Genomic DNA, 12,689 nt, shown 5'->3' with positions numbered 1-12,689 from the left:
AAAAAGCCCCCTCCCACCTTTGATCTGTGAATACATTCAAATGTGGGAGGGGGCTTGCCCCCGATGAGGCCCTCACAACCAGCACAAATCCCAAACAAAAAGCCCCCTCCCACCTTTGATCTGTGAATACATTCAAATGTGGGAGGGGGCTTGCCCCCGATGAGGCCCTCACAATCAGCGCAAATCCCAAACAAAAAGCCCCCACCCAAGCCACTGCGGATAGGGGACGCAATGACCTGGGCGAGGGCTTCTTTTACGACTGTTTTACTGCGCGATCGTTTTCACCGACACGCCACGTTCCACCGGCGTCGAGCGACCGTAGATATCCTCAAACCGCTCGATATCGTCTTCGCCCAAATAGCTGCCCGATTGCACTTCGATGATCTCCAGCGGGATCTTGCCCGGGTTGCGCAGGCGGTGTACCGAGGCGATCGGGATGTAGGTGGACTGGTTCTCGCAGAGCAGGAACACGTTCTCGTCACAGGTGACTTCGGCGGTGCCGCTGACCACGATCCAGTGTTCGGCGCGGTGGTGGTGCATCTGCAGTGACAGGCACGCGCCCGGCTTGACCGAGATGTGCTTGACCTGGAAGCGCCCGCCCATGTCGACCGAGTCGTAGGAGCCCCACGGACGGTAGACTTCGCAGTGGTTCTGGGTTTCGCTGCGCCCTTGTTCGTTGAGGGTGGCGACCATCTGCTTGACGCCCTGGACCTTGTCCTTGTGGGCAATCATCATCGCGTCCTTGGTTTCCACCACCACGATGTTTTCCAGGCCGATCACCGACACCAGCTTGCCGTTGCCGTGGATCATGCAGTTCTTGCTGTCCTGGATCACCACGTCGCCTTTGGTGACGTTGCCGTTGACGTCTTTATCGTTGACCGCCCACAGCGACGCCCAGCAACCCACGTCGCTCCAGCCCGCGCTCAGCGGCACCACGCAGGCGCGCTGGGTTTTTTCCATCACCGCGTAGTCGATGGAATTGTCCGGGCAGCAGGCGAAGGTGGCTTCGTCGAAGGTCACGGTGTCGGCGGTCTGCTCGCTGCGTTCGAGGGTCAGCACGCAGGTGTCGTAGATGTCCGGGTCGTGCTTTTTCAGCTCTTCGAGGAAGCGGCTGGCGCGGAACAGGAACATGCCGCTGTTCCAGAAGTAGCCGCCGCTTTTGACGAACTCGACGGCGCGTTTTTCATCGGGTTTTTCCACGAACTGTTGCACGCGGCTCACGCCTTCGGGCAGCAGCGAATCGTTGGCGGACTTGATGTAGCCATAACCGGTTTCTGGACGGGTCGCCGGCACGCCGAACAGCACCATCTCGCCGCGCTCGGCGGCCACGGTGGCCAGGGCCAGGGCGCGTTGCAGGGCTTTCTGGTCGTCGATCACATGGTCGGCCGGCAGCACCAGCATCAGCTCGTCGCGGCCTTCGTTGACCAGCATCATCGCGGTCAGCGCCACGGCTGGCGCGGTGTTGCGGCCGAAGGGTTCCATCAGGATGCGCTGGGCTTCCAGCTTGCGCACGCTCAGTTGCTCGTTGACGATGAACCGATGGTCTTTGTTGCAGACCACGATTGGGGTGTCCATGCCATCGAATACCAGGCGCTCCAGGGTTTGCTGGAACAGCGTGTGCTCGCCGGTCAGGGCCAGGAACTGTTTAGGAAACTGTTTGCGCGAAAGCGGCCAAAGACGTGAGCCGCTACCACCGGAAAGGATTACTGGGATCATGCTGTTTCTCCTTGAATCGATTTGGGTCAGAGCTACGAAGGTTTGTCGTTCCACTCTTGTTTTTGTCTCGGTCCGAACTGACGCCTCTGCCCTCTGTAGGCGCGAGCTTGCTCGCGAAGAACTTCCAGACACCGCGTACATCCAGAATGCCCGCGTCATCAGTGGCGATTTTCGCGAGCAAGCTCGCTCCTACAGTGGGTTGCTGTCAGTCCGAGAAATGTTTAGCGGGTCGACACGGGGCGTTTCACCCACACTGGCGACAGGCTTGAACCGGAGCCGGTGATGTACAGCACCGCCGCCTCACCACGCTCCAGGGCTACCGGTTTCACGTCGCCGACTTTCTTGTCGCCGTCGTACAGCGCCAGGCTGACCTTCACCGGGTTGATTTCACGCTCGCCACGGCCTTTGGCGGCGACGGCCTTGACCACGTCGGTCTTGCCGTCGGCGGTTTTCAGGGTCAGGGCCTTGTCGCTGAGGTTCTGCACGCGCACCAGGGATTTCTGTTTGTTCTTGAACGGCGGTTCTTCGATCAACTGCGGCTGGCCGCTGCTGTTGTTGACCAGGGTGTAGTAGTGGTCGGCGGCGAGCTTGACCGACACGGTCTGGCTGCCCACCTTGGCGCTGTAGTCGCCGCCGGGCATGAAGCTGAAGTCGCTGCTGGCCAGCGGGGCGACGTCGCTCAGGTTGGTGGCGCCGACGGTGGCGCTGACTTCCTGATTGGAGGCGTTATAGACACGCACGAAGCTCGAGCCTTTCGGGGCGACAGGGCCGTACAAGGCGGCGTCACCGCCGGCGAAGGCGGACATCGATACAACGCTCATGCCGGCAACCAGGGCCAGGGTCTTGGCGAGACGACGCGGAGTAGTAGTGAAAGTCATGTGAGTTACCTCTCTTTCAGTTTTGCGCCCGTTCGGGCGTCTCGGATTTTGGGTGTTTAGCTGGAGTGTTCAGTGCCATGTTCTGTTGGCGCGCACCGGCTTGTTTGAGTTGCGCAACCCACTGCGGGTCGGCATCGCCGATTTCGTTGTTGACGGGCAGATAGCGTTCCGGGAACTCCCAGATCAGCACCTGGGGCGGGCGGTTCTTGAAGTCATCGCTTTTGAGGTAGCTGAGCATCGGCAGGATCGGGCCATGGCCGTCTTCGGCGTAGCTGATCACGTCGCTGCCCAGGGCTTGCTTGAGCGCCCCGACGAAGTTCCAGTTGGGGTTGGCGCTGTAGCTGGTGCCGACCAGTGCCACCGGGGTTTCGCTGTCGCTGAACAGCGCGTCGTCGCCTTTGGTTTCGGCCAGGTGCGTGACGCGTTTTTCCAGCGGCTCTTTGGGCGGCATCAGGTTTTCGAACAGCGGGTCGAGCGGCAGGAACAGGCGCAGGTCGCCCTTGTGCGGTGCGGTTTTCTCGGCCTCGGTGACAAAGCGCTGCGGTTCGCCGCTCAGTGGGGCCTTGTCGGCGATCGCCTTGGCCAGTTGCTTGGCGGCGATTTCGGCACCGTCCGGGGTCCAGTGGGTGTCGGTGCGCAGGAACACTTGCTGGCCGCCGAGCTTGGCCTGTTGCAGCGGGCCAAGCAGGTCGGGGGCGAGGATCTTGTCGGCGGCGACACGGGCGTGGAAGGCCTGGTACAGGTTGGCGTGGATGCTCGCCGGTTTCACGTCACCCAGGTGTTCCGGGTACAGGCGCACCTTGGCCGGCACGATGGCGAGCACCAGTTGAATGCCTTGGGCCTTGAGCTGCTGGCGCACGCCTTCGACCAGGGCGTAGTTGCCCTCCAGGTTCTGCTCTTCGTTGACGGCGGGGTTGAACTCCTCGTCGCTGTACAGCCAGTGATCGCGGCCCAGCACTACGCCGGGGCGGCCTTCATTGAACAGCTTGTAGTCCAGCGCGGCCCAGAGGTTGGTGCCCAGGCGCTTGATCGGGAACTGTTCGTCGTAGTGGGTCTCGACGGCTTTGGTCCAGCGGCCGTTGAGCACGGTGGCGTCGGCATTGGTGCTGAAACCGAAGAAACCGCGCAACGACCAGGCGCCCAGGGCGAGCAGCACCACCAGGAACAGGCTGATATAGAGGACGCGCAATGATCGGGTCATGGTCGGCTCCCTCAGAATTGGAAGTAAAGGAACGGCGAGAAACTCTGCGCCGACAGTTTCAGAATCGACGCCACGAACAGCAGCAGCACCGCCGCGCGCATGGCGTAGCGTGGCCAGTCGGCGGTCCAGTAGGCCGGTTGCACGGCGGCGTCTTTGCCCACGGTGAAACCTGGCTGGTGGATGCTGCCCGGGTCGTCGCCCGGCACGGCCTTGATCAGGCTCGGGTCGGCCGCCTTGGTTTTCTCGGCAGGGCGGTTGCTGTAGAAGTCGCGCAGGCCAAAGAACGCCAGCGTTGCGTAGGCCACCACCAGGGTTGCCACTTGCAGGCCGGTGAGGCTGGCGCGGTTGAGTTCCGACAGCGACCATTCGCCAAAGCTGAACATCGCGCCGTACATGCGCCCGGCGACGTGCAGGTTTTCGGAACGGAAGATCACCCAGCCCATCACCACCAGCAGGAACGTCAAGGCCCAGCGGATCGGGTTGAAGCTGCGCGGCGAGGTGTTCAGGCCGATGGCTTTTTCGATCGCCAGCCACATGCCGTGCCAGGCGCCCCACACGATGTAGGTGATGTTCGCGCCGTGCCACAGGCCACCGAGCAGCATGGTCAGGAACAGGTTGCGGTAGGTGATCAGCGTGCCTTTACGGTTGCCGCCCAGGGTGATGTAGAGGTAGTCGCGCAGCCAGGTCGACAGGCTGATGTGCCAGCGCCGCCAGAACTCGGTGATCGACTGGCTGATGTACGGCTGCTTGAAGTTTTCCATGAAGCGGAAACCCATCATCAAGCCCAGGCCGATGGCCATGTCGCTGTAGCCGGAGAAGTCGAAGTACAACTGCGCGGTGTACGCCAGCGCACCGAGCCAGGCATCACCGGTGGTGGGGTTTTGCAGGGCAAAGCAATGGTCGGCCACCACCGCCAGGGTGTCGGCGATGAAGACCTTCTTGATGAACCCCTGCATGAACCGCGTACAGCCTTCGGAGAACTTGTCGAGGGTGTGGGTGCGGTTGTTGAACTGGTCGGCCAGGTCGCGAAAGCGCAGGACGGGGCCGGCGATCAGGTGCGGGAAGATCGCCACGAACGCGGCAAAGTCGATGAGGTTGCGCGTGGCCGGAGTGTCGCCGCGATACACGTCGATGATGTAGCTGATGGACTCGAAGATGTAGAACGAGATCCCGATCGGCAACAGTACGTGGGTCAGGATGAACGGCTCCAGGCCCGCCGACTTCATCATCACGTTGATGCTGTCGACGCCGAAGTTGGCGTACTTGAAGTAGCCGAGGATGCACAGGTCGACCGCCACGCCCAGCAGCAGCCAGCGTTGCGCCGGCTTGGTACGCACGCCGGCGGCACCGACCTTGAGGCCGATCCAGTAATTCCACAGCGTGACGGCGGCGAACAGCGCCAGGAAGTCCACTCGCCACCAGGCGTAGAACACGTAGCTGGCCAGTAGCAGCAGCAGGTTGCGATAGCGTTGCCCGCTCAAGTAGTACAAGCCGAGAAAGATCGGCAAGAACAGAAACAGGAACACATTGGACGAGAAAACCATCCCGATCTCTCCATGTTTAACCAACAGTCAAGGGCCGCAGCCCCCCCAAACCCCCCCACGAATTCGGGGGCGGCTGTATTGCTCAAATGTGGGAGGGGGCTTGCCCCCGATGGCGGTGTAACAGTCGCCATCTGTGTTGAATGACACACTGCTATCGGGGGCAAGCCCCCTCCCACATTTCTAACCGCGTTTCGTCAGCTGCCTTTGTTGCCTTTTTCGTGCGTCGGGTCGTAGACCTTGGTCAGGTCGCCCCCGAGGCGGAAGGTCTTGAACGGCTGCATCCCATGTTTGCGCTCGAGCACATCCGGCGCGCAGGTGTAGAGGGTGCAGAAGGGTTCAAGCCAGGCGAATTTCATGTCTTCCTTGAGGTCCTTCATGTCCTGCTCTTTGCCGTTCTTCTGCTCGAAGATCTGCGGGTCCTTGACCCCGGCCAGCACCTTGTCGCCCAGGCGTTTGAGCGCGCCGTTGTTTTCCTGGCGCAGGTCCACGCCGTTGACCAGGGCAAAACTGGCAATCATCGACAGCGGCGGCAGGGCGTAGTTGTGGTACGACAGCGCGCGTTGCTGGCGCTTCAGCTCGTTGGGCAGGAAGCCCTGGTCGTCGACCTGGTTGGCGCCGACTTTGTATTCCTTCACCGCCCAGTCAAACAGGTCGCGACGGTTGGTGGCGATGGACGTCGCCATCACCGACCAGGCGGCCCAGTAGGAGTGGTTGTTGGTTTTTTCCAGCGGCAGGTTGTCCCAGTCGCTCACCACCTGATCGGCCAGCCGGTTGAACCAGGCTTCGATCAGTTGCGATTCCTGCTGATGGTTGGCCAGCGGGTGCGAGTCGGAGAACTTCAGGCGCACATAGGCCGAGGCCATGCTGCCCAGCGCCCATTTGCGCATGGATTTGCCGGTGTGGTTGAAGTCCTTGGACATCAACGCGTTTGCCCGAGCCCAAGTAGCCAGCCAGTTCAAGGTGCATTCCAACTGTTCCGGGCGACCGTCGCGCATGAACTGCATCACGCGCTTGCTGGTGTCTTTTTCCAGCTTGGTGATGTCGGCGGTGCTGTCGCGAAAGGCTTTTTCCGACTGCACGTTCAGCGTGGAACGGGCCTTGTCCGAGCCTTCGTACTTGCTGCGAAACTGCAGCGAGCCGGTGTATGGCGCCGGCATGGCGTCGCAGCCGTCCTTGAAGTCGCCGGTCTTGAACGCTTCCACCGGGGCGAAATAACCCTGGGGCGGACGCAGTGGCGCGGCGGCATTCACAGAACCGGCGAAGATCGCCAGGCCCAGCAATGTGGGGATCAATAACTTCTGCATAGGTAACCTCATTGCCCGAGTGAGGCAGTCTTCTGACCGCCGCTTGGGAATACGTTGCGTGTGCAAATTTTCGCTTCGACTTTCTGCGCGGCAGCACCCGCTTCGGGGCCCTGCACTTCCACGGCCAGCAAGTTCTGCGAGGCCCAGTCTTCGTCGGTGCGCAGTTCAAAGGCGAAACGCCCGTCTGTATCGGATGTTTCGGGTTTTTCGATCTTGATGTCCTCGTGGCGCCCGTTCATGTACCAGAGGGTGGCTTGCAAGGTTTTCACCGACGGGTCGGCGAAGCGGATGTCGACCTGATGGTTGGCGTTGCGCAGGTCTTTGTTCGAACTGTTGACCAGCAATTCGTTCTTGCCGGGTTTCAGGGTGGCGCTGGCGCTCATCTGCGCGGTCTTGCCTTCGCAGCCGTTGTCCAGCAGCGCCATCATCTGGCGGTAGATGGTTTCCTGGTCGAGGCGGTACAACGGCGAGAATTCCCAGATCAGGATTTTCGGCGGGGTCTTCTGGAACTCGTCGCTGCCCAGGTACTGGATCATCGAGCCTTCGAGGCCGCCGCCGGGGAAGGCGACGTTGAGGATGTCGGCGCCGATTTCCTGTTCGAGGAAGCCGGCGAAGTTGTAGTTCTTGCCGCTGTGGCTGGTGCCGACCAGGGTGATCTGCGGGTTGCCCGAATCGCCGAACAGGTCGCCGTCGCCGGCTTCGCCCTTGGGCTCGGTGGTGAACTGGTCCATGTACTGGATCGCGTAGCTGGTGCCGCACAGTTGCCCGGCCATGTTGTGCAGGGTGCCGGTCTTGCCCATGCGCCCGGAGCGCTTGGTTTCGAATTCGCGCTTGGGAATCTCGGCGAACTCGGGCATCGCGCGCACTTTGGCACCGACGATTTTCGCGGTGCGCTGGGCGCCGTAAGGGGTCCAGTGCTGGTCGCCGCGGAAGTAGAAATCGTGGGCCGGTAATTCATCGGGCAATTGCTCGTTGGTCAACGGCGACAGGTCCGGCACCACGTAGCCCATCTTGGCGAAACGGCCGAGCATGCTCTTGTAGTTGCCCAGGGCCTTGTCGAAATCGAACGCGGCTTTCTCTTCGGGGTTGAGCTTGTTGCGGTTCACCAGGCCACGGGTCGGCTGGTAGACCACCACCAGTTCCACGCCCTTGGCCTTGAACGCATCGTGCAGCTGTTGCATGCGTTTGTAGCCGGCGGGGCTGGTGTCGAATTCGGTGCGCAGGTCTTCCTGGGTACGGAACAGCCAGTCGCCCTGGGCTTGCACCAGGGTGGTGAAGTTCTGCTGGTAGCGCGTGGTGTAGTTCTTCGCGTCGTGGGCCGCCGGGCACAGGCTGCAGCACGGTTCGGCGCTGAAAGTCGGCGCCTTGATCTCGTCGGCGCGCACGCCCTGGCTGGCCGCGAGCAGGCCGAGGGTCAGACCCGAGAGGCTCAACAGTTTGATCATGTGTGGGTGCATAAGGGTCATCCTCAGTCCTGCATTTCGGTCTGGCGTTCGACAGGGTCGATCAGCACGGCTTTCTGCTGGCGTACCAGCAGGTCGAGAATTTCTTCCTGGCGCTCGCCAAGAATGCCGTTGAAGCTGATGCCGCTGGATTTGGTCGGCGCCAGCATCGACACGCGGTACAGCTCGATACTCAACGGCGAGTCGATCGACAGCGGCCCGCTGCCGTTACCGGCCAGTTCGCCGCCGACCACGATCAGCGAGACCTTGGTGTCGAACGGGTCGAGGGCGATGTCGCGGTCGGTGTCGGTCAGGTCCTTGATGTGGCCGTAGACGCCGGTCAGCCCGTTGGCCATCGAGGTGTTTTCGTACAGCTTGATGTTGACGCTGTTGCGTATGCGGATGCCGTGGCGACGGTTGGCGATCACCTTGTTGCCCCACAACAGGTTGTCGCCGCTCTCATAGAGCGTGATGCCGTCGGTGTGGTTGCGGTAGATCTCGTTGTCGGCGATCAGGTTGTTCACGCTGTTACGGTCGATCACCAGGCCCGAGAGCTTGTTGTCGTAGCTGCGGTTGTTGAAGATGAAGCTGTTGTTCACTTCCCGGGAAATGATGATGCCGTGCTTCTTCTTGGTGCCGTAGACGGTGTTGTCCGCGATGATCAGGCCGTGGGAACGGTCGTGGGGGTCAATGCCGTAGACAATGTTGTCTTTGTAGGTGTTGCCCTTGATCACGAAGCCCGTGGTCTCGTAGCAGTAGAAGCCGTACCACATGTCCGAGAACTCGGAGTCGATGATCCAGCCGGTCGGTTCAGGGCGCTTGAGCACCTTGGCCATGTTCGGCGTGTACTGGGAAATACTCACCCCATACGACTTACTGTTGGCGTAGCCGAAACTGGCCATCTTGGTGTTGGCGATGTAGGTCTCGGTGCCGCCCCAGGCCAGCAGGAACGGGCGGAATTCCTGGGGCGACTGGAAGGTCGCCGGGCCGTTGGCCTTTTCTTTCCAGCCGGTGATCTTGGTATCGCGCACGAACAGCTGGCCGTCGTTGATCAGGAACGCACCGGCCTCCTGGGACAGGCGCAGTTCTTTGGTGTGCTTGTCGATATCGAGGATGCCCTTGCGCCCGACCACGATCGGCAACTTGGCGAGGAACACGCCCGGCGAGGTTTCGCTGAGGTACTGCTTGGGCACTTTGCCCAGCAGGTCCTTGAGGTTCATGTAGCCGTCGTCGATAAAGATCGCCTGGGGAATGCCGTGCTGGCGCACCACCCACTCGGCCATCTTGTTGTCGCCGCCGATGAAGTCCTTCAGCGCGTCTTCCTGCATCATGCGGCGGATGCTGATTTTGCCCGGCTTGGTTCTGACGATTTTCTTTTCCATCGCCGCGGCGGTGTAGCCCGACAGGTCCGGCAGGGCCGGCTTGGGCATTTCCAGCGGCGCGGTCGGCGGGCTGGAAATGGTGTAGGTCTTGGCCTGTTGCAGTTCTTTGGCGATGGTCGGCGCCTTGACCGGCTGCGCGGTATCGGCGAAGGCTGTGGCATTGGCCATCAGCATCGCGGTCACCAGCAAGCATCTGCCTGTGAAGGGGTGAGCAATCATTGCGCGGGCTCCCATCAGAACTTCCAGATCACGTCGACAAAGGCGCGATGCATGTACGAGTCGACCTGGCTGCCATAAGCGTCGCCCGGTTTGAACACGCCGGCACGAAAGCGCACCAGGGCCGACGGTTCGTCGATCGACTGGCTGAGCGCGGCCGGCAGCAGGCCTTTCTTGAAGTACTTGGTGACGACCAGGTCCATCTCCTGGCCCAGGTCTTTCTTGCCGTCTTCAAGGGGCAGGGAAGTGCTGGACAGGATCGCGCCGGTCACGTCGTCGGTGTTGTTCTGCACGGCGTCGATGCCGTTGCTGCCCACCGGCTTGTTGCCGTCGACGCGCCAGAACTTGTGGTACACCAGGCTGGCGTCATAGTCCTCGCGCAACTGCCAGGAACCGAACAGGCTCATGGACTGCATGTTGTTCATCTCGCCGCGGAACGCTTCGCCGAAGCGATGCAGGCGGGACTGGGTGCCGGTGAAGTTCGAACGGTTGCTTTGCAGGCCGTTCTGTTCGTACTCGGCGCTGGCGCGGGCATAGGCCGCACCCACTTGCCACTGCGGGTCGAGGCGCAGGCGGATACCCAGGTCGGTGGCCCAGCCGCTCACGTCTTCGCTGCGCTTGGCGTTGCTCGGGCGGGTGCCGTCGGCGTTCAACGCGTTGACGGTGTCGCTGTCGCCCTGCATGCCGGTGACGCTGGCCCAGTAGTTGACGGTGTTGGTGTTGCGCCAGTTGTAGGCGTCGCTGTTGGCCTCGATGCCGAGCCAGGTCAGGTCGCCGTTCTCGCGCTTGTCCGAGGGGTCGATGGGCATGCCCGGTTCGGAATAGTCGAGCTTGCCGTCGTCATGGGTGTGGTGCCCGCGCAGGCCGATCCACTGGCCTGGCGTCCACTGGTAGGCGGCGTCGGCGTAGAAGTGCTGGCGGTCTTTTTCGTCGGGCGACAGCTCCTTGAGGTCGGTGCGGTATTCGCTGAAGCGTTCGGCGGCGCCGACGTTGGCCTTGAGCAGGGTAGTGTCGAAGGTCCAGTTCAGCGCTTCGATGTTGGTGTCGCGCCATTGGCCGTCGTCATTGCGCAGGCGCTGGCGGCCGAACTTGAGGAGCTCGCCGGGGTAGGGCGTGAAGCCGCTGTAGCCGACCCAGAACTCGCGCAGGGCCAGGTAGTTTTTCTTCGCTGTGCGGTCGCTGTTGCTCGACTGCTCGGTGGTGTCATCCGAGGACTGCTGCAGGGTGTCGGTCTCGATGATGTCGCTCGAGGCAACGGCCTGGCCCATGGCGTAGGCGCTCCAGTTGCCGCTTTCGCCGTAGATCCACGGGCGCAGGTCGAGGCCGATGCCGTTGACGTCGCCACCCTTTTGGGTGCCGAGGTCACGGTCGTCTTCGGACTGGCCGGTGACTTTGACTTCCAGGCCGAAGTTCTTCGCTTCGGTCAGCGCGGCCAGGGTCGGGCACGACCACAGCAGGGCGAAGGTCAGGCCGATACCGGCCTGCACGAATGGATTGAGCTTCATAGGGATTCCTCGCCGTCTTCTTCTTGCAGGGCGTGCAGTTGCAGCGTGCTCTGGGCCAGGGTGCCGCGCGCGGCCAGTTCCTGTTGCACCAGGCGTTGGCCTTCGGCGCGTTGTTCCGGCGTCAGCGGGGCTTCGAGCTGCGTGGCCAGGTCGTTGGCCTCTGGTGTGTCCTGGGCTTTAGCCAATTGGCTGAAGACATAGGCGTTCAATGGGTCGGGCTTGGTGCCCTTGCCTTGGGAAAACAATTGCGCGATGGCGAAGTCGGCGCTGTTCTGGCCGTTGCGCGCAGCGGTCAGCAGGTGGTCCAGGGCTTTTTGCGAGTAGACCTTGCCCAGGTAACCACGGCGGTAGATCTGGCCGAGGTAGTAGTCGGCGGCCACTTCGCGGCCCACGGCTTTTTGGAAATGCGCTTCGGCGGCCTTGGCGTCCGCCGGCACCCACTTGCCATCGTAGTAGAGCTTGCCCAGCAACAGCTCGGCGCGCGGCTGGTCGGCGGCGCGGCCGTTGTCCAGGTACTTCATCATCTGGTCGACGTCGCCCAGTTCCGGGAAGTCGTAGAGCAATTGCGCCAGGCTGACCCAGGATGCGGGGTAGCCGGGGGCGATTTTTTCCAGCAACGCCTGGGCGGTTTTCTCGTCGGTCTTGCCCAGCGTTGCGTCGCCCAATACGCGGGCCACGCTGTCGATGCGCTGTGCGGTGACGGTGCCGCGGCTGTAGCCGGCTTCCATTTGCTTGAGCAGTTCGGCCTGTTTTTCTGGCTCGGCTTTTTTCTGGTAGACCGTGGCCAGTTCGACGTAGCAGATGTCGGTGGTGTTCAGCGCGGCCTTGCAGATGCGCTCGACATCATCCAGATGCTGGTCGTAGGTGTCCTGGGTGCGATACAGCAGCACCTGGGCCAGACCGGCTTCCGGGTAACCGGCGGCCTGCCATTTGTTGATCTGCTGCTGGGCGTTCACGTTGGGGAAGCTGTGCGGGTATTGCAGGTACAGCATCGCCAGCGGGATCAGGGTGTTGCCTTCGCCATTGGCAAAGGCTTTTTTCAGCAGGCCTTCGGCTTCATGGTGTTCGGCTTCGGTGGCGCCGGGCTTGGCCACCAGCAGGCGCCCCAGGCGGGCCTGGGCGCGCGGCGAAATATCCGCAGCGGCGCGGTAAGTGGCCTCGGCCTGTTTGATCTGCGCCGGGTCGCGTGTGCCGACCTGGATATCGGCCAGGCCCACCTGGGCCTCGCTGTAACCCAGGGTCGCCAGTTGCTGGTAATTCTGCTGCGCGGTGAGCGTGTCGCCCCGCTTGAGGGCTTCGTTGGCCAGGCGCTGGTCGGGCAGACCGGCGCAACCGGCGAGGCTGACCGCAAGTGCCAGCAACGCGACAGGGCCCTTGTGGGAGCGGGCTTGCTCGCGATGCAGGCCGTGCGGTCCGTCAGGCAAACCGCACTGATCCCATCGCGAGCAAGCCCGCTCCCACAGGGATTGCGGTGTTTTCAGGAGAGTCGTCACAGGCATGT

The 12,689-nt window shown here is 62.1% G+C and carries 9 protein-coding genes; all 9 read right to left on the bottom strand.

Features of this window, described 5'->3' with window-relative positions; all coding sequences use genetic code 11:
* Positions 1–264 precede the first annotated feature (264 nt).
* Positions 265–1,716: a mannose-1-phosphate guanylyltransferase/mannose-6-phosphate isomerase gene (locus AC07W0_RS28270; RefSeq protein WP_046384632.1), complete on the bottom strand. Its 1,452-nt coding sequence runs from the start codon at positions 1,714–1,716 to the stop codon at positions 265–267.
* A gap of 221 nt (positions 1,717–1,937) precedes the next feature.
* Positions 1,938–2,594, bottom strand: a complete 657-nt coding sequence (locus AC07W0_RS28265; protein WP_102618722.1) for an alginate O-acetyltransferase AlgF — start codon at positions 2,592–2,594, stop codon at positions 1,938–1,940.
* Positions 2,595–2,610: 16 nt separating this feature from the next.
* Positions 2,611–3,795, bottom strand: coding sequence for an alginate O-acetyltransferase (locus AC07W0_RS28260; protein ID WP_102618723.1), 1,185 nt, complete (start codon positions 3,793–3,795; stop codon positions 2,611–2,613).
* Positions 3,796–3,806: 11 nt separating this feature from the next.
* Positions 3,807–5,339, bottom strand: coding sequence for an MBOAT family O-acyltransferase (locus AC07W0_RS28255; RefSeq protein ID WP_046384629.1), 1,533 nt, complete (start codon positions 5,337–5,339; stop codon positions 3,807–3,809).
* A 194-nt stretch (positions 5,340–5,533) separates the two neighbouring features.
* Positions 5,534–6,643, bottom strand: coding sequence for a mannuronate-specific alginate lyase (locus AC07W0_RS28250; protein ID WP_102618724.1), 1,110 nt, complete (start codon positions 6,641–6,643; stop codon positions 5,534–5,536).
* 8 nt (positions 6,644–6,651) lie between these two features.
* Positions 6,652–8,100: an alginate O-acetyltransferase gene (locus tag AC07W0_RS28245; RefSeq protein WP_046385355.1), complete on the bottom strand. Its 1,449-nt coding sequence runs from the start codon at positions 8,098–8,100 to the stop codon at positions 6,652–6,654.
* Positions 8,101–8,111: 11 nt separating this feature from the next.
* On the bottom strand, positions 8,112–9,701 hold the full coding sequence (gene algG / locus AC07W0_RS28240; protein ID WP_102618725.1) for a mannuronan 5-epimerase AlgG: 1,590 nt from the start codon (positions 9,699–9,701) through the stop codon (positions 8,112–8,114).
* On the bottom strand, positions 9,701–11,188 hold the full coding sequence (locus AC07W0_RS28235) for an alginate export family protein (protein WP_102618726.1): 1,488 nt from the start codon (positions 11,186–11,188) through the stop codon (positions 9,701–9,703). The genes algG and AC07W0_RS28235 overlap by 1 nt, the downstream gene beginning before the upstream one ends.
* Positions 11,185–12,687, bottom strand: a complete 1,503-nt coding sequence (gene algK / locus AC07W0_RS28230; protein ID WP_169885212.1) for an alginate biosynthesis TPR repeat lipoprotein AlgK — start codon at positions 12,685–12,687, stop codon at positions 11,185–11,187. The genes AC07W0_RS28235 and algK overlap by 4 nt, the downstream gene beginning before the upstream one ends.
* Positions 12,688–12,689 lie beyond the last annotated feature (2 nt).

The sequence above is a fragment of the Pseudomonas sp. GW704-F2 genome (assembly GCF_059423025.1).
Note: the sequence above shows the minus strand (reverse complement) of the source record. Positions and strands in the feature narration are given on the sequence as shown.

Bases quoted from the DNA above. Each gene is read 5' to 3' on its own strand.
- AC07W0_RS28270 (WP_046384632.1), bottom strand. From the start codon at position 1,716: ATGATCCCAGTAATCCTTTCCGGTGGTAGCGGCTCACGTCTTTGGCCG.
- AC07W0_RS28265 (WP_102618722.1), bottom strand. From the start codon at position 2,594: ATGACTTTCACTACTACTCCGCGTCGTCTCGCCAAGACCCTGGCCCTG.
- AC07W0_RS28260 (WP_102618723.1), bottom strand. From the start codon at position 3,795: ATGACCCGATCATTGCGCGTCCTCTATATCAGCCTGTTCCTGGTGGTG.
- AC07W0_RS28255 (WP_046384629.1), bottom strand. From the start codon at position 5,339: ATGGTTTTCTCGTCCAATGTGTTCCTGTTTCTGTTCTTGCCGATCTTT.
- AC07W0_RS28250 (WP_102618724.1), bottom strand. From the start codon at position 6,643: ATGCAGAAGTTATTGATCCCCACATTGCTGGGCCTGGCGATCTTCGCC.
- AC07W0_RS28245 (WP_046385355.1), bottom strand. From the start codon at position 8,100: ATGCACCCACACATGATCAAACTGTTGAGCCTCTCGGGTCTGACCCTC.
- algG (WP_102618725.1), bottom strand. From the start codon at position 9,701: ATGGGAGCCCGCGCAATGATTGCTCACCCCTTCACAGGCAGATGCTTG.
- AC07W0_RS28235 (WP_102618726.1), bottom strand. From the start codon at position 11,188: ATGAAGCTCAATCCATTCGTGCAGGCCGGTATCGGCCTGACCTTCGCC.
- algK (WP_169885212.1), bottom strand. From the start codon at position 12,687: ATGCCTGTGACGACTCTCCTGAAAACACCGCAATCCCTGTGGGAGCGG.